This window comes from Castellaniella sp., from assembly GCF_004321985.1.
Lineage (GTDB): Bacteria > Pseudomonadota > Gammaproteobacteria > Burkholderiales > Burkholderiaceae_B > Castellaniella.
The window spans coordinates 202,240-218,657 of record NZ_SCQN01000014.1 but is presented as its reverse complement, the minus strand read 5'-3'; the positions used below and the strand labels follow the sequence as shown (position 1 = coordinate 218,657).

At 57.6% G+C, this 16,418-nt stretch carries 14 protein-coding genes, 1 other RNA gene and 1 pseudogene; 6 read left to right on the top strand and 10 right to left on the bottom strand.

The window, feature by feature from the left end; translation table 11 throughout:
* The 3 genes and pseudogenes from EPN31_RS04460 to EPN31_RS04450 all read right to left on the bottom strand — a co-directional run.
* A pseudogene (locus EPN31_RS04460) lies at positions 1-470 on the bottom strand (hypothetical protein); the annotation flags it as partial.
* Positions 467-1,540 carry an SIR2 family protein gene (locus EPN31_RS04455; protein ID WP_291770077.1) on the bottom strand — a complete coding sequence of 358 codons (1,074 nt, stop codon included), beginning with the start codon at positions 1,538-1,540 and terminating at the stop codon, positions 467-469. The gene EPN31_RS04455 and the pseudogene EPN31_RS04460, both read right to left, overlap by 4 nt.
* A gap of 128 nt (positions 1,541-1,668) precedes the next feature.
* Positions 1,669-2,127, bottom strand: a complete 459-nt coding sequence (locus tag EPN31_RS04450; RefSeq protein WP_291770073.1) for a hypothetical protein — start codon at positions 2,125-2,127, stop codon at positions 1,669-1,671.
* Here EPN31_RS04450 and EPN31_RS04445 point away from each other — a divergent pair.
* Complete coding sequence (locus EPN31_RS04445) at positions 2,108-2,323, top strand: transposase (RefSeq protein ID WP_367188291.1); 216 nt, start codon at positions 2,108-2,110, stop codon at positions 2,321-2,323. The genes EPN31_RS04450 and EPN31_RS04445 overlap by 20 nt on opposite strands.
* 241 nt (positions 2,324-2,564) lie before the next feature.
* Here EPN31_RS04445 and EPN31_RS04440 read toward each other — a convergent pair whose 3' ends face one another.
* The 4 genes from EPN31_RS04440 to EPN31_RS04425 form a co-directional block, all read right to left on the bottom strand.
* Positions 2,565-3,401, bottom strand: a complete 837-nt coding sequence (locus EPN31_RS04440) for a metallophosphoesterase (protein ID WP_291770070.1) — start codon at positions 3,399-3,401, stop codon at positions 2,565-2,567.
* A gap of 158 nt (positions 3,402-3,559) precedes the next feature.
* Positions 3,560-5,227, bottom strand: a complete 1,668-nt coding sequence (locus EPN31_RS04435; protein WP_291770067.1) for an AAA family ATPase — start codon at positions 5,225-5,227, stop codon at positions 3,560-3,562.
* A gap of 30 nt (positions 5,228-5,257) precedes the next feature.
* Positions 5,258-5,647, bottom strand: coding sequence for a hypothetical protein (locus EPN31_RS04430; RefSeq protein WP_291770064.1), 390 nt, complete (start codon positions 5,645-5,647; stop codon positions 5,258-5,260).
* Between the two features lie 504 nt (positions 5,648-6,151).
* Positions 6,152-6,367, bottom strand: a complete 216-nt coding sequence (locus tag EPN31_RS04425; RefSeq protein WP_291770062.1) for a hypothetical protein — start codon at positions 6,365-6,367, stop codon at positions 6,152-6,154.
* A 379-nt stretch (positions 6,368-6,746) separates the two neighbouring features.
* Here EPN31_RS04425 and EPN31_RS04420 point away from each other — a divergent pair, with 379 nt between their 5' ends.
* The 3 genes from EPN31_RS04420 to EPN31_RS04410 are packed head-to-tail and all read left to right on the top strand — an operon-like array spanning position 6,747 to position 11,946.
* The gene (locus EPN31_RS04420) at positions 6,747-9,512 is read left to right on the top strand and encodes a DDE-type integrase/transposase/recombinase (RefSeq protein ID WP_291770060.1); all 2,766 of its coding nucleotides are present in this window, start codon (positions 6,747-6,749) and stop codon (positions 9,510-9,512) included.
* On the top strand, positions 9,512-10,525 hold the full coding sequence (locus EPN31_RS04415; RefSeq protein WP_291770057.1) for a TniB family NTP-binding protein: 1,014 nt from the start codon (positions 9,512-9,514) through the stop codon (positions 10,523-10,525). Before EPN31_RS04420 ends, EPN31_RS04415 begins: the two co-directional genes overlap by 1 nt.
* Complete coding sequence (locus tag EPN31_RS04410; RefSeq protein WP_291770055.1) at positions 10,522-11,946, top strand: TniQ family protein; 1,425 nt, start codon at positions 10,522-10,524, stop codon at positions 11,944-11,946. The genes EPN31_RS04415 and EPN31_RS04410 overlap by 4 nt, the downstream gene beginning before the upstream one ends.
* A gap of 196 nt (positions 11,947-12,142) precedes the next feature.
* Here EPN31_RS04410 and ssrA read toward each other — a convergent pair.
* Together ssrA and fliD are read right to left on the bottom strand one after the other, a co-directional pair.
* Positions 12,143-12,507, bottom strand: a transfer-messenger RNA (tmRNA) gene (ssrA, locus tag EPN31_RS04405).
* A gap of 107 nt (positions 12,508-12,614) precedes the next feature.
* Positions 12,615-14,036 (bottom strand): flagellar filament capping protein FliD, encoded by a 1,422-nt coding sequence (fliD, locus tag EPN31_RS04400; protein ID WP_291770052.1) that lies wholly within the window; start codon positions 14,034-14,036, stop codon positions 12,615-12,617.
* A 239-nt stretch (positions 14,037-14,275) separates the two neighbouring features.
* Here fliD and EPN31_RS04395 point away from each other — a divergent pair, with 239 nt between their 5' ends.
* Together EPN31_RS04395 and EPN31_RS04390 are read left to right on the top strand one after the other, a co-directional pair.
* Complete coding sequence (locus EPN31_RS04395) at positions 14,276-14,944, top strand: dienelactone hydrolase family protein (RefSeq protein WP_291770050.1); 669 nt, start codon at positions 14,276-14,278, stop codon at positions 14,942-14,944.
* A 159-nt stretch (positions 14,945-15,103) separates the two neighbouring features.
* Positions 15,104-15,415, top strand: a complete 312-nt coding sequence (locus EPN31_RS04390; protein ID WP_291770047.1) for a hypothetical protein — start codon at positions 15,104-15,106, stop codon at positions 15,413-15,415.
* A gap of 102 nt (positions 15,416-15,517) precedes the next feature.
* Here the strand turns inward: EPN31_RS04390 and EPN31_RS04385 are convergent, their stop codons facing one another.
* Positions 15,518-16,375: a pirin family protein gene (locus EPN31_RS04385; RefSeq protein WP_291770045.1), complete on the bottom strand. Its 858-nt coding sequence runs from the start codon at positions 16,373-16,375 to the stop codon at positions 15,518-15,520.
* Between the last annotated feature and the right edge of the window lie 43 nt (positions 16,376-16,418).

Sequence of the window (16,418 nt, the reverse complement as noted above, 5' to 3'; positions counted from 1 at the left end):
CTCGGCAATCCTGAGGCCTGCGAGAGTGAACCAATATGAACGGACGGCTTGTCTGGGCGGTTATAAATTCGGCTCAGTTCACTGACGGTTGCGACGAATATGGGCTGGCCTGGCAGTGGATAGGTGACGACGCCGCGCTGAAACTCAAAGTCATTTTCACCAATGCCGCTGCGTAAGCCCTCGCCAAATAGCTCGATCTCGAGCCATTTCGCGTCACTGCTTCGTTCTGTGGTTTTCTTCTCCAGCGATCTTTCAGCTATGGCGACTTCGGACATTCGCAATGCGGTCACGAGCCCGAACACCAATTTGTCACCTGATTCGATCCGAACAATTGATCCGACCTGCCCAACAGTGTAACGACGGCTCTTATATGTCCGATACAGGTCTTCGACTGAAGCTTCTAGCTCACCAACGACCTGAGAACCAGAAACCTCAATAACTCGGCCAACCCGCAGAATTTCCGCACTCATGCCGCTGCCCCTGCAATATAGTCAACCAAATTTTCAAATTTCCAAAGCTCTGTCTCAAGAAGACTTTTTGCCCCTACTTCATCGAGCGCATTGCCAACGTAAAACGAGTTGCCGACGAAGGCATTAAAGCGGTTGTCGCATCGTGATTCTACGTTGGTTAGTTGTGACTGCTGCTCTGCCACCTTCGCATCGGGTCCAACAAATGCGATCACAGTCAGATTGCTACCGGTGGCGTTAATGGCATCCACAATCGCTTCATTGATATGCTCGTCGTTGAAGCTATAGCCCAATATCACAAGACAATTGTTCACACTGGGCGCGCGCAGGCGTGCTCTAAATCTGCTCATTAGTGTTTCATACACACCAAACTGCGTTTGCAGATACTTCTGCTCAGACGGATAGACAACGACAGTTTCCCTGATGTCATCAATAGAACTAATGACAGAACGACGGACATGCCCAGTATCTTCTCGCAACCAATTTATTGAGCCATGCAGTTTATGAATCCTGAAATTCGGTGCACATGTTGACGCTTCTTCAAAAATCGTTGGATCAAACCAACCAAGCCGAGAGCCACGGAAGCCATCTACATATTGATAGCGTAACTTGTCAAGCGTCGCTTCAATCAGGGTGTCGTAGTTGAGAGTGAAAATATCGCGAGCGGACTTTGACCACTTGCTGGCGATTCGCTGCAAAAAGCGTGCATGCACTGTGCTGTCTGTCCAGGCATCAGCAATATGATTGACGATTTGCTCCTTGATAGCCTCCAATGAATCGTTAATCCATGAGGGCTGGAGGGTATATTTGTCGGTGTTTTGCACCGTTTGTAGAATATATTGGTAACGCACCAGATAATTGATGAGATCTTCGATGGTAGGCGGTCTCGTTCCAGTTCCTTTCAACCCATCAAACTCTACTTTAATCTTTGGGTCAACGTTCGCCAGCACCTTTTCCGTCAACTCACCAATAAGAGGCTTCCCAGCGCAACGACTGCACCCGGCGCCAATCAAAAAACAGGTATCAGACCCTGTCAACCACTGAAGTACCCGCTCTTTAATCTCAGCTGACATGTATTATCGCTCCAAGTTCGATTATGCTAATCCTTAGATACTGATTTGGGAGGCATGGATTTAGTCCGACTTATTCGGGAATCCTCCTATATGGAAGCAATCGTGGCTAATTAGACTCACCCTCTGATTCAGCGTAGCTGTATGGTCACCCGCTTTGGGTCGGAAGCGGTCTGCTTCGAAAGACTGCTTTCAACCCATTGCAGCCGCTCGGATATCTTTGTCCAGTGTCCCTTGCGCAGCGGATTGCGGCCTGTCGCGACGCGCAAGCGAACGGTAACAGTCATTCCGGCGACGCCGAAAACCAGATGTTGATTCTCTGCAATCGCGTTGACGTGACGCATATTTTTCATTGCTAGCAATCCAATGTGCGTCGTCACCTTGACTAGTGCTGGAATTTGGTCAGCTGTGAGCGGTTTAGGCGTACGACCTTTCGGATCAGGGATGCCATGTGCTGACTTGAGCATCGTGAATAGGTCGTCTCGGTCATCCGCAGTCAGTACCTGCTTGGCCAACAGACGTGCGACTGCATCGCTTTGCCATGCGGGTAACTCCTGACTCCAGGCCAGTATTTCTTGCAGAATCGACACCGCCCCTCCAATCATTTTCTTACAAGTTTTACTCCAAATAGACGCATCGTGCGTTTCAGCGTGCCGCCAGGCTCGCGTGCTGCACGGCGACGAGACACCGATGAAGATGCTCAATCCCGGCGGCCGCACCACCCACAAGTTGTATCTTTGGGCCTACGCCCCAGCCGCCTTCGAGGACTTCAAGGCCGTTGTCTAGGACTTTATCGAGGGGCACACCGGACCCCACGCCCTGGAGTTCTTCGGCGATTGGGCGGGTAGCCTCGCGAGGATTGCCGCACTTACGAAGTACGAATAGCGAAACGATTTTCCGCGCGTAGAGACGGCGCTTGAGGCTACTGCTCTCACTGCGTCATTATCTGTTCTCGACGCGCCAAACGTTGGGCCTTCAGCGGATCACTGGGTCGGCCGCGGGCGGGCGGATCATATGTCCTGCTCAACTAAGCGAGCCACTCCCGCACCTCCTGATGCTCCAATACCAACAGGCAAGTCCCTGGCTCTCTGAGGTAAGCGCCGCGATCGATGAACAAGTGCGACGCATGCAGCACCATGGACTTCAGCGGCGTATGTCCCACATAGGTCAGGGAGAGTCCCTTGCGCCAGGTCTTGTGACTACGCAGCAGCGTTCCTGAAGGAGTGGACACCTCCGACGCATTTTCCGACTCGACCTCGCGGATGAGCCGCCTTCCCCAGGTGATCTGCTCGATCATCTTCGCAAGCACAGCATCCTTCACCATCGTATCGGTCAGCACGCGCTTGGGCTTACCCCAATCGTCGTCCATCCGGTTGTACCAGGTGTTGGTCTCGTCCACATGCCCCGTCATGAGTTCGGCATGCACGACATGAAATCGGCTCACCCCCTCTCCCACAGTGACGACATAGGGAAGCTTGGCCACCCGAGGCGCCAGGTCCGTCCAAAGTTCATCCTGATCGGACTTGCCCAGATCCAACACCCAGCGTCCGCCATTGCTAAGGAGCAGGGTCCCCGCACCGCTGTAGGCATAGGGAGTCGTTACCGGATAGGCGTAATCGAGCAGCATGTCCTCGTGATTCCCTCGGACCGCATGAAACCATGGCTCACGCAGCAGCCGCAGGCAGCCCATGGAGTCCGGCCCTCGATCGATCAGGTCCCCGACGGAGAACAACCGATCCACGGCCGGGTCGAACTCAATCCTTTCCATCTCCACCCGTAGCAGATCAAGGCACCCATGAAGATCGCCCATGATGAAGTCGCGACCTGCGGCATTGGCCGGCAAACGTTGGTGCAAAGTTGGCATGATGACCTCTCAATGCTCTGGCCCATCGCGTCGGCCGGAAAGATTCCACTGCGCGATGGGACGGTGTACGAATTAATGCAGCGTGTAGAGCGATGCGTCGGCCTCGTCCCCAAAGCTTGCAAGCAATGCGCGGCGCACCTGACGCGGCGGCAACCCCCTCAGGCACTCCACCCGTCGGACGAAACCTCGAGTGCTCCTGCCGGTAACCCCCAGGCCCGCTCCATATCTCCCAGCACCCCTTGGACGATCACCTCGGTGTGTTCGGGTCCGGGCGCCGGGAAAAGCACCGGGCGCAGGCGCGAGAGCAGCGGCTCAGGCACCCTTGCCAGCGAATTGCTCGTCGCCACGTACAGGCAGTGGGACAGATCGCACTCGGTCATGAGGTAGATGTCCTGATACCGCCTGGCGTTGCCGGGTTCCAGCAAATCGAGGAGCGCTTCCTGCGGATCACCGCCATTGCCGTAGACCCTGCCCGCCTTGTCGATCTCATCGAGCACGAACAAGGGGTTTGCGACGCGGGTCTGCTGGATGAACTCCACCATCCTGGACGGGCGATTGCTCGCCCAGCCCCGCGTCACCCCCTTCAGGAGCTTGACGTCGGACATGCCCGCCAGGTTGACGACCGTGTTGGGCGTGCCCAACAGGTCACTCAGACGCTGCGCGAAGCGTGTCTTGCCTGTGCCCGGCAGCCCCACCAACAGAACAGGAGACAGCCCCAGGCGCACCACACCATGACGGCGTCGGGCGAGCAGATCGCTCATGACCGCCTCAATCGCATCGGAGGCCCAAGGAAACTCCGCCTCCAACTTGCGGCGAATCTCCCCCAACGCGGTGAGGTCAGGCAAAGCGGTCAAAGCCACAGGTCGGCGCAGCACCTCATAGCGCTTCAGGTATTCCATCTCCGGGCGATCAGACGTGTCCGGGATCTTGCTACGGATCACGACAATCCAATCACCCCCGACAACGGGCGGATCAACCACCTCAAGAGTCTGCCTGCAATCGCTACCCCCATTCTCCAGATCGTCCAGGCGCATGAAGACTGCAAGCTGCTGCTCGATGAGAGCCACGCGGTACGCCTGCGGGTCAGGCCCATGCTTGGGTGCAGCGGTAATCAGACGATTCCACAAAGGCTTGAGCCAAGCGAGCGCCGCACGGCGTTGCGGCAACGGAAGCGTCTGAGTGAGCCGCTGCCCAGGCAACAACGTCAGGTAATTGACGATGCAAGCCAGTGCGCAGTCAAACGTATGAGCATCCCAGCCAGTGAAGCCGCGCTGCACGTGACGCAATGCGGTGCGCGCACCGAGGTACCATGCCTGACACACTTCCTCACTCGGATGGGGCACATCATCGTCACCCGACTTTGAGTTCCGCACGAGGCGAGGCAACGGATCACGATCAAGGCAAAATTGGACCTCCTGTTCGTTTTCAGCCAGCAGGGCATCGGCATAGGCTAAGCCACCAACGACGCTACCCAGCTGGCGCGCGAGAAGGAACCAATCGGTAGGATGGCTGGTGCCGCGTGCACGAAAATCGGAGCCGGCGTGGCGCGACGCCATGAAGCGGCCGAGCGCCAGAGCGGCTTCAATTCTCCGATGACGCGGGGCCTTCAGGTGGGCCACCGTCTCGAGGCTTTTCCGATGGCGCTCAAGCCCATGGGCACATGGCCCTTTATGAAAGTACAAAAGGGTCAGAAAGTCGTCGCCAAAGAAATTGTTCAATGGTGCCTTTGGCACCTCGCCAGATCGGGCCTCATCGCCCAGCACATCCTCGCGAGCTTCATCGCCCAGGAAGTCGGACAAGGCGTCGGTAAATTCATTGCGTTCCATGATGGTTCTTCCTATCCATATCTCCAGTCTTCAAGGATCACCGGCCTGGCAGACCGCGCATCGCGTAAAGAGCCAGCCTTCTTTGGAGCCATGATCGCCCGGGCGCCCGCACCGCTCGCAGATATGGACGCTCGCCTTCCCGGCCAGCATCACTGCCTCCAGGACCGCCTCGGAGATAGACTCTTCAACCCCATCGATCTCGTAGTAAAAACGCAGAGCGCCAAATTTTTCCTTGACCTGCAAGATCTCGAACTGGGCGCCCGGGGCCTCCCGCAGGATGGAATCGATGCGGACACACAGCGTGGCGATCAGATCGCTCCAGCCATCACCCACCTCGAAACCCCAAGGCAAGGGGCCGCCCTGAAAAAGGTGCGGGTAGAGATTGGGCAAAGCATCCAGACGAGCACGGGCCTCGGACATGACGTGTCTCCGATAAAAACGAGTGGCAAAGGGCGGGAATCGCGACTGCTCGACGGACGCTCAACCTCCCTCGGGACGGCAGAGCAGCCTACCGACGGTCAGCCGTTCTGGGCGGGAAGCGGTATCAACGGCATGGCGGACTCCAAGAAGCTTGAGATCTTGCGAAGCCCGTAAAAACAACAAGCCCCGCAGCGGTGGCGGGGCTTGTCAGGTGACGAAATCAATACGTCACGCCATCACGTCCCCCGCGCACGCGGTCACGACGGTCGCTATATAAGCGGCCGTCATCGTCCAATTCTTCGGCGTGCGACGTTCGTAGTGGTTCATGATGGGACCCGATGGGCGGTTGATGTGTGGGCAAAGGTACAGCCTATGGGAATAGCCTATCAAACGCCGCAAGCCACGCGCAAGGAGAAATTTACCAAAGGTGGGAGAATCCCGCGCCCGTCGTGAAAAAGACACGCCCGCAAGATGAGCCTCTTCCCCGAGCATCAAGGCGGGGAATCACCGCAAGTAAACGTCTGCGTCGAGGCTCGTGAAGCAGGCAGGACCTGCATACCGCAGCACGTCCTCCACCGTTTCATCGGTCTTTTGGCATACAGAAAGGATCAACTGCAACGCCGCCTCTTGGTGCTCAGGTGCTGCCAGAGCAAGCTGCGCATGCGCGGCAATGCACTGGATCGCGCCGTCGTACTCATCAAGCGCAACGAGAAGTGGCATGGTGGCTTCTTGGCTGACTGAACGGGACCAGTATGCCAGAGCGTCATGTGCAGGCAAGGAGGATAAGGACAATTCTGTCAACCTCGCCGCGCTGTGAGAGGACTACCACCACACGACGGTAGTAATGCAGTTTTGCAACAGCGCGGGGACCTAATGAGCAGAAATCTGCACATTAGGTCATCTCAGAACATCCAATTCTTCAATTTGCTTGAATCAACTTGATCCAAGTCTATAGATTGTTTTGCATGAGATCTAAGGAGAACACTGGAATGCGCATCTACAGCACCGCTTGGAGAGAGGGCCTCAGCACCGCAGGCGTTGGCGCCTCCGCTCGTGCGCTGACGCACACTAACTGCGCCTATTACCAGGATGGTGTGACATGCTGACTCCTGTCGAAATGGATAGCTTGTTCGATCGTCTCGGTACTCCCGAAAAGGGGCGCAAGCTGGTTCGAGATGCGCGACAGCAAGCTCCTGTGCGCGAGGTGAAGTCACGTGGGACCAATATCATCACGTACTTCGCGAGCCGCAAGATGGGGTGCGAGATCGCCACGGAAAGCCGGCAAGCGGAATACGCCGCTGCCCTTAACTACGAATACGACCCGCAGCTACTGGAATACTACCCACAGCCTTGTAGGCTGAAGCTTGACCTCTTCGATGAGAGCAATGATCAAGTGCATCCGATCGATCACACACCTGACTTTCTCGTAATCCGAAAGGACCAAATCACGCTGCAGGAGTGGAAAACAGAAGACAAGCTCATGTCCCTGGCTCGGCGCCACCCCTGGCGCTATGAGAAGCAAGGTTCACAGTGGCGCAGCCCTCAGATCGAGGCGTATTGCGCTGATCTGGGCATTGGCTACGAGTTGCATAGCAGCGCTGCCGTCCATCCGAATCGCACAAAAAACCTGGAAATCCTCAGCGACTATTTTGATCCCAGGACCCCATCGTGCTCACCGAAGGTCTTGGCGGGGCTGCGTGCTGCACTCGAAGAACACGGGCGCCTGAGCATCCGGGATCTGCATGGGCTTGGTTTTCAGGCTGACGAGATCAATACTGCTGTCGCCCACGGGCATCTCATGTGCGATCTGGATTCTGCGCTTCTGAGTGCTCCCGACAATTTCCTGGTGTATCGGGATCACGAACTGATGGTGTTCCACCGTGATCGGCTGATGGAAGGCAGGCCTCAGCCTGAGGGCAGCTTCGCGTTCCCCCTGGTCCAAGGGGCATCCTTTAGCTATTCCGGCACCATCTTCACGATTGAGTTGCTGACTGCAGATGGCGTTGTGTGCAACATCCCCGGACAGAACAGAACCACCACTCTGAACAAAGACTGGTTGCTCAACACACATGCCAGTGGAAAACTGACGGTGCTGAGCAGCCCCAGCACCAATGAAATCGACATCAGCCCTCTGCTGTGCCGCTCGGAATCCGAACTCAAAAAGGCTCGCCAGCGCGCCCGTGCGCTTGACGAAGGCTATGACCCGCGCAGAACGCCGTTTTCTGATCGCACTTTCCGCCGACTGAAAGCCCAACAGTCACTTGCAGTAATCAACAACGAGAACGAAATCCTGTCTCTTGCTCCCCGGCATGGCGACAAAGGCAATCGCAAGCCACGCCTGTCCGAGGAGCAAATCGGCGCCATGGAATTCATTCGGAAAACTTTTTATGTGACCTCACGCGCGCCTACCGCCAAAGCCGCGCACCAGGAACTCCAGGCCCATTGCCAGAACAAGTCCATCGGGTGCCCTAGCTACCCCACCTTCGTCAACTATCTGAAGGCCAATGAAAGCAATGCGAGCCGTAGGGCCCGATACGGCAAGCGCCTTGCGTATCAGCAGGCCCCTTTCTACTACAGCCTTTCCTATGACACCCCGCGCCATGGTGTGAGGCCATTCGAGTGCGTGCATATGGACCACACACTGCTCGACATTGAACTCAGAGCCCAAAAGACAGGCACCCCGCTGGGCAGGCCCTGGCTCTCGCTTGCGGTAGATGCCTACTCGCGACGGATCATGGCGATGTGCCTGAGCTTTATGCCACCAGACCGGCGAGCCGTTTTTATGTGCCTGCGCGATTTCGTACGGCGCTGGAATCGTGTGCCACAAACGCTGATGACAGACAACGGGAAAGACCTCATCTCCCATGACGTCAGATCCTTCCTGGGCTACATGGGTACGAACCTTCGGCTGCGCCCCGCCGGCCAACCCCGAACCGGCGCCGTGATGGAGCGCATGTTCGGCACACTCAATACGCAACTCATTCATAACCTGGACGGCAACACAAAGCTCACTAGGAACGTCCGCTCGCTCACCGGCACACACTTGCCTCAGCGCCTGGCGACCTGGGGGCTGGAGCACCTCTATCATGTATTGGAGGACTGGGCGTTCAACATTTACGATCAGACCCCGCATCCGACGCTAGACATGTCTCCACGTGATGCGTTTGAGCGGGCACTACAAGAAACGGGCGAGCGAGCGCATCACATGATTGCCTACAACCGGGACCTTCTGATCTTGACATGCCCGTCGGTAGATCAAGGTGGACTGCGAACCATTGATCGGCAAAGGGGCGTCAAGGTCAATAATTTTTATTACCAATCACCTTACTTTGACAGCCTGCTGTTGACGAGCAGGAAGGTGCCGGTTCGCTTCGATCCGGAAAATGTTGGACGCGTATTTGTACAAAAGCCGGATCGCACGTGGATTGATGCGCATTGCATGTTGCTGCGCGACCTGCCCCGCATGGACGAACGCCAACTTGCGGCGGTAAGTGCTGAATACCAGAAAACGCACTCCAAAAAATTCCGTCAGGCAGCGCCCCCATACCCGTTCATCGGCACCGCCACACGACTGAGGGAGTTCATCTGCACGATGTCTCTCAGCGAGGACAGCCGCCGTCAGATGGAGAAAATGGAAGAGACGTCGCGTCTACACCAGGAGCTCGGCTTGCTCCTTGAGCAGCGTGACGATCAGACAAAAACCTTTGGACTGGATACGCTCCAGCAATACGCTCGCGACCAAGCCAGCGGACACGATTCCATCAGGAAGAAATCTCTCCGAAAAGTCTTGATAGGCCACAAAGAGCAAAAAACTGCCGCCAACGCGGCTGCCTATCAAACAGACTTATATGGAGATTTGGACTAATGAACAAGAAAGACCAGGCACAACAAGCGCTGCAAGCCAAGCTCACTGCAGCGTATGCCACGATGGAAAAACGGATCACGCACCCACGCATCAAGGATGCGATCGACGAAATCAAGACCCAGCTGAGTCTGGGCAAAGGGCACATCATTTTGGTGACTGGCCCAGCCGGGGTCGGCAAAACAACACTCTCGCAGACTTTGGAAGTAGACCTGCAAAAGCGCTATTTGTCCGAGATGAACAACAATCCCGGGCTCATCCCCGTGCTAAAGGTTGAGGCACGAGCAACGTCAGAAAAGAACTTCAACTGGAAACTTTTCTACAACACCATCCTCAGCCAGCTTGAGATGAGCATGGACGCCCCTGCGGGGGTGGCCTACGGCATTGATCCCCACACCAATCACATGTACCGGCCGCTGGGCCACAGCAAGAACACGACCGATGGCCTGCACGCCAAGGTAGAGTACGCCCTGCGCGCACGCGGCGTGAAGGTGCTCATGATCGATGAGGGTGGTCACCTCACAAACGTGTCTGATAGTCAGATGAAACGGCAGACTGACGCTCTCAAAAGCCTGTCGAACTGTGCGGAATGCCAGATCATCCTCTTTGGCTCTTACGACATTTTGGGCGTCAGCCGTCTATCCGGACAGCTTGCGCGACGCATCGAAGAGATCCACTTTTCGCGCTACAAGGTGGATGTAGCCGACGACGTCCAAAGCTTTTATGTGTTTCTTGAAACACTGGAGAGCCGGTGCGGTGGACTCTTTGGGGGACTACTCACTGAAAATGCCCCGACGCTGCAAGAAAACACGTTGGGTTGCATTGGGAATCTCATGACGATCGTGCGTAAATTCGTTGCACAGATCCAGAGGACGAGCACAGTCACGCAAGGGCTGCTCAATCGCTGCCTGCTTACCCCTGGACAGCACACAAGGATCCTGGAAGAGATTCAGTGGGGTGAGCAGTGTTTTGATAACGAAACAATCTCCACCAAAGAAGTAAGGAGGCCCGAATGAGCAATCTCGCCATTTTGGATCGCACCCTGGCTTCTGTGCCTCGCTCCAGCTTGCATGCATTGGCGCCCATTGGGCTCTCAACCCCGCAAGTTGAGAGCCTGACGAGCTACTTCTGCCGACTTGTGCATAGCCATGCTTGCACGACACACGATCTGTCCAAATTCATTATCGAGAGGATTGAGCCTGAGCGGTGGGAAACCCACCAGGGCACTCACGGCAAAAGCCGTTATCTCTGGTATGAACGCTCAATCTCAGGGTTGGGAGACGCTGCATTGAGTTGGGCGGGCATGCTGGCGCAGCTGACCAGCGTCAATACCCTGAAGCATCTGACGCTGTTGCCTTTGCGGGGTTGTGTCGCATCCAAGGGACTAATGGCGAATCAGGCGCGGTGGTGCCCGCAGTGCTTTGCCGCCGATCAGAAGTCAGGCCGACCGCCGTACTTTCGCCTGGCCTGGGACATCGGGTTGAACAAGGTCTGCGAGCGCCACAACACAGCACTGGTTGCCCGCTGCCCTCATTGCCAGAAGTCCAATGTGCGGCACACAGCGACTTTTGTCGTACCAGGGTGGTGTACCGCGTGTGGCACGTTCCTGGGCTCTAACAACGAAGAATCGCGGACGGAGCCACTACCTGCACAAGGCGGAAATTCGGCCAGCACACTCGAAGCCGAGCGCGCAGATATCAATTTCGCACGCACCAGGAGCATCAGCGCGTTGCTCGCCGTAACCTCGTCGCCCCAACCGGATGAATTCACGGCCGGCCCCGACTCGTTGCACCAAGCGGTTGAACACATCATCAATGAATTGGATGGAGGCGTAGATGCGCGATTTGCTCGGCGACTGGGGGTGCGCAAATCGACCATCCACTATTGGCGCACTTCTCAGACGCCTGTGACCATGGACACAATCACGCGCATCGCCCTATGCTGCGATATCCCGCTGGCGGACTTACTACAAGGCAAGGTTGATCAATGGCAGCCTGCGGCCGATGCTCAGCGACAGATGGCGCTTGTGCTGGCAGAGCCTGGAAAGCGGAAACCCCGCGAACGACGTGAGCATGACTGGTCAGTCATCCGGAACACGTTGCGCCGGGAGTTGCTCCAGCCCAAACCCCGCAGCGTCACCGAAGTGGCCAAGTCGCTGTCCATCAACACGCGGTTACTCTACCTCCAGGCCACACAAGAAGCCAGACAGTTGGGCGAATATCACCTTCGCTACCGCCATGAGCAAGCTAGTCTTCGGGAAGCCGCGCTACACAACGAACTGAAACAGGCGTGCATTGCCCTAAAAAATGAAGGGGAAGGAATCACCGTGAGCGAGGTCGAGCAGCGAGTCGGAACCAAAACGATCAACAGCACCCGACATCTATATACAGTTCTCACTGACCTCGCGTACCAGGCCGCAAACGACAACGCGGTCTAAGTCCACCACGCTGCCAGCATAAAAAAGGGGTGTCTCCGTTTGGAGACACCCCTTTTACATGGGCAGATCTCTGAATTCCTACTACATTTTTGCAAAAAAGCAAAATCTGGCCATCCGTGAAATAAAGCATAAAGTGGCCAAATGGCCAACTTTTGCTTAACTCCACACCAACCATCAAGGTTGGGATTCTGGAGACTGGTGGAGCCGGGGGGAATTGAACCCCCGTCCGCAAGCCCTCTGCAAGTAGCTCTACATACTTAGTCGGCCTACTTTAAGTTTTAACCTTGGATCATGCCAGACGACAGGCCCTTCCTTGGCGATTCACTTTAGTTTAAGACCCGACCCAGTGACCTGATCGAACCCGATTCCCTGTGAATGACGCTGCTGTAGGTTTTACCCCACCCGACCCAGGGACCAGTCGGTGCAGCGGCTCACCGCCTAAGCGGCCAGAGCGAAACGCTCGTCGTTGGCGTTTGTAGATTTCCAGTGGATTTACGAGCGAACTGGTGCTCGGTATGCACTATCCTGTTTTGCGACCCACGTCGAAGCCAAGTCGGCCCCAGACCCCTATTCTACCTGGGTTTTCCAGATAGTGAAACGTCGATGCGGCATCGTTGCAACGGCTGCGGGGGCGACCAGCAGGCCGCCAGCAGCCCGTCCTGCAGCGATCAACCCGCCGATTTGCTCGAACTCGACGAGCTGATGCCCGACAGCTGCTGGGTCAGATACGAACTGAGCGAATTCATCTGCGCCACCATCGAATCCAGCGCCGTGAACTGTTGCCGATAGTTGCTCATGTCAGCGCTGATGCGGTTCGACATCTCGGTGTACTGAGACTGAAGGTCCTTCAGGGTCTGGTTCAGGCTGCTATCGGCATTGGAGAACAGGCCGCCTGTCTCCAGCATGTTGGTGGTCAGTGTTTGCACCGCTTTGCCGACGCCGGCCGTACCGCCCAGCACATTCTGGACGCCGGTAGGGTCCTTGGCCAGAGCCTGCGACAGCGCAGTCGTATCCAGCGAAAGCTTGCCTGTCGTCGGGTCGGAGCTGACACCCAGCTGGAACAGCGAACTGATGGTGCCACCGGGCAGGAAAGTATCCAGCGCACTTTGGGTCTGGCTCTGAACCTGCAGTGCCAGGGAATCCCCCGTCAACACACTGCCGGAATTTGAGGTCGTGTCGTAAGCCGTTAGCGATTGGACGGTGGACTGCAGCGTGTTGTAGGCGTTGACGAAGCCCTGCACCGCGTCGGTGACCTTGGTATTGTCCTGGGTGACCGCCAGGGTCGATGGTGTCGCGTTGACGGCATTGAGCGTCAACGTGACCCCGGAGATGGCACCCTGCACGGTGTTGCTCTGGCTGGTGACGGCAATGCCGTCAATGTGCAGCTGGGCATTGGCAGCCGCAGATTCAGTCACGCTCGATGCGGAACCCTGAGTGAAACCCAGCAGACTCTGGAGGGATCCATTGCTGCTGCTGATGCTCTTGACGGCGGCCTGTGTCCCCGTGCCGTTGGCAATCAGTAACAGATGATACGGGGTGGACGACCCGTCATTGATGAGTGTCGCAGACACGCCCAGGCTGGGGTCGGCGTTGATCGCACTGACCAGACCATTGAGCGACGTGTCCTTCCCGGTCATGTCCAGCGTATGGGTGCTGCCATCGCCCAACGTCAGGGTGACTGTGCCGCCAGTCCCGTTGGCGGCAGTCGCGCTCGCCTGTCCACTGGTGACCAGCGTCTGTGACTTGGCGAGCTGATCAACCGTCACGCTGTACTGCCCGGCGACCGCACCGGCGCCGGCGCTGGCGGTAAAGCCCGAGCCCGTGACGCTGGTCTGCAGCGCATTGAACGTCCCTGGGGTGGTCAACGCCTGGGCGGCCACCTGCAAGGCAGTCACGGCACCCTGGACCTGGCCGTACGCCGACAGCGTGGCGCTCACCACGCCTTCCTGCGACTGGATGGGCTGCAGTGCGGCCTCTTCGCTGGTCTGCAATTGCGTGAGCAGCGTGCCCAGCGGCAGGCCCGAGCCTACCCCCATGGACGAGAACAGTGACGTGTTGGACAAATCAACGGGTGCGACGGATGTTGCCATGACAGGGCTCCAGCCAGCGGTTCGGCCCGATGCCCACCGCTCATTTAACAAGATGTGTCATTATGCCGCCTACCAGGCTGGTTGAGTAAGCAATTTGAGACAACCTTTACAGACTATGTGTAATAGCCGTAACCCTTTGAATCTGTTCAGGAACATGACAGAATCAAAGTTCCGTCTCACGCGCGGCAAGCGTACGATGAGGACCGGATGAATACCGATCAACGAACGAGGACCCACTCATGGATATGTTGCTGACCGCCAAGGATGGCCATCGGTTCACGGCCTGGATCACCGGGCCGGAAGACGCCGCCTGCGGCGTCGTCGTACTGCCTGAAATCTTTGGCATCAACGCCCACATCCGACATATGGCGGAACATTACGCAGACCACGGCTATCGCGCCATCTGCCCGTCTCTGTTTGACCGCGCACCCAACGTGGAAGCCGGCGTGCAACTGGGCTACGACCTGCCGGGCCGGCACCGGGGCATGGCGCTGCGTAAGTCCGTCACGGACGAGGACGCACTGCTCGACATCGAGGCTGCCGCCGCCGCATTGCAGAAGCAGCCCAAGTGCATGGTGACGGGATACTGCTGGGGAGGCTACCTGACATGGCGCACCGCCTGCATGAGCGACCGATTCAGCGCGGCCTCGTGCTGGTATGGTGGGGGCATCGTCAACCATCGCCAGGACAAGCCGCGCATCCCTGTCCAGCTCCACTTCGGCAACGAGGACCAGCACATCAGCCACGACGACGTGGCTGCCATCAAGATCGCCCAGCCGGATCTGTCAATCTACACCTACCCAGGCGCGGGGCACGCCTTCGGCCGCGAGGGCGACTCCGCCTACCACGCCGCCGCCTCGAAACTGGCCTGGGAACGGACACTGGCCTTCTTCGACCAGCACCGCTGAACACCGTTGGTGTTAAGACGCAACAAACGTGAACACTTGTTCCCCATGGCGCAAAAGCATGGGCAAACGTAGCGTTTTGATGCGTCTGCCCACCGGAACCACACAATCTGCTGGGGAGTATGGGCCACAATAGGACATCATCATTCGCAGGAACCGCTCATGAAAAAAGCAATGTTTGCAGCGGCACTGGTCATTGGTGCCATGGCTGCGGGGCCGGTAGCCCAAGCCGGAGACGTCAGCGTCGGGATTGGCATTGGTCTACCAGGTGTCGTCTGGGGCGGACCCGCCTACTATCCGCCACCTCCCGTTTATTACTACGGCGGGCCGCCAGTCTACGTGGCGCCTCGGCCGGTCTATGTTCCCGCACCCGGCTACTACTATGGCTGGCGTGGTCGCGGGCACTGGGACCGGGGCCGGCACGGAGACGAGCACTGGGGTCGTAGGGGTGATCGCGGGCACTGGCACCGCTAGGGCTGCGCGCTCCCACTCATAGTCTCCGACAAAAACACCCCGGGACCGGATGTTGATCCGGTCCCGGGGTGTTTTTATGGCACGCGCCAAAACGGGTCGTGCTTACTGCGCCAGCACCCCATCACGGTAATCGCGCAACGCCTGCTCGATTTCCTCCGAGGTGTTCATGACGAACGGGCCGTACTGGGCAATCGGCTCATGCAGCGGCTTGCCAGCCAGCAACAGCACCCGCACGCCGGCGTCTGGGGCTGCCGCCACGCGCACGGTGTCCCCCTGCTCCGACAGCCAAGCTACATGGCCGGCATCCACCCGCCGGTCGCCGGCCAGAAGCTGGCCCTCGAACACATACAGCAGCGCACTGTGCGTGGACGGTATCGGCAAATCTACCGACTGCCCGGCCATCACGCACACGTCCGCGATGATGGGCTGTGTCTGCCGCTGTCCCTGCTCGGCGCCCTTCAGGGGGCAAGTGGCCCAGGGAATCGTGCCCGCGATCAGCTTGATGAAACCGCCTTCGGGCAGCTCCGCCGTGCTGATCTCCGAGGCCGGGATATCGCGATAATGCGCCGGCTGCATCTTTTCACCCGCTGGCAGGTTGAGCCAGATCTGGAACCCCCGGAGAAGGCCGTTTTCCTGTTGCGGCATTTCTTCGTGGATGATGCCACGCCCGGCCGTCATCCACTGGACACCACCCGCCTTCAGGTCGCCCTCGTTACCCATGTGGTCGCGATGGCGCATGTGGCCATCCACGATATAGGTGACGGTTTCGAACCCGCGATGCGGATGCGCCGGGAAGCCCGCAATGTAATCCTGCGGATCATCGGACGAAAACGCGTCCAGCATCAGGAACGGATCCATGCGAACCTGGTGCTGATACCCCAGGGCGCGCAAGAGACGCACGCCCGCCCCATCCTGCGTTGCCTGTGCCGGCGTGATGCGAGTGACTGAACGAACTGTCATGTTTGACTCCAAGTCCTGAATGAGTCCATTATGAATCATATAA

Coding starts and splice junctions, on each gene's coding strand:
- EPN31_RS04455 (WP_291770077.1), bottom strand. CDS start 1,540: ATGTCAGCTGAGATTAAAGAGCGGGTACTTCAGTGGTTGACAGGGTCT.
- EPN31_RS04440 (WP_291770070.1), bottom strand. CDS start 3,401: ATGCCAACTTTGCACCAACGTTTGCCGGCCAATGCCGCAGGTCGCGAC.
- EPN31_RS04435 (WP_291770067.1), bottom strand. CDS start 5,227: ATGGAACGCAATGAATTTACCGACGCCTTGTCCGACTTCCTGGGCGAT.
- EPN31_RS04430 (WP_291770064.1), bottom strand. CDS start 5,647: ATGTCCGAGGCCCGTGCTCGTCTGGATGCTTTGCCCAATCTCTACCCG.
- EPN31_RS04425 (WP_291770062.1), bottom strand. CDS start 6,367: ATGCCACTTCTCGTTGCGCTTGATGAGTACGACGGCGCGATCCAGTGC.
- EPN31_RS04420 (WP_291770060.1), top strand. CDS start 6,747: ATGCTGACTCCTGTCGAAATGGATAGCTTGTTCGATCGTCTCGGTACT.
- EPN31_RS04415 (WP_291770057.1), top strand. CDS start 9,512: ATGAACAAGAAAGACCAGGCACAACAAGCGCTGCAAGCCAAGCTCACT.
- EPN31_RS04410 (WP_291770055.1), top strand. CDS start 10,522: ATGAGCAATCTCGCCATTTTGGATCGCACCCTGGCTTCTGTGCCTCGC.
- fliD (WP_291770052.1), bottom strand. CDS start 14,036: ATGGCAACATCCGTCGCACCCGTTGATTTGTCCAACACGTCACTGTTC.
- EPN31_RS04395 (WP_291770050.1), top strand. CDS start 14,276: ATGGATATGTTGCTGACCGCCAAGGATGGCCATCGGTTCACGGCCTGG.
- EPN31_RS04390 (WP_291770047.1), top strand. CDS start 15,104: ATGAAAAAAGCAATGTTTGCAGCGGCACTGGTCATTGGTGCCATGGCT.
- EPN31_RS04385 (WP_291770045.1), bottom strand. CDS start 16,375: ATGACAGTTCGTTCAGTCACTCGCATCACGCCGGCACAGGCAACGCAG.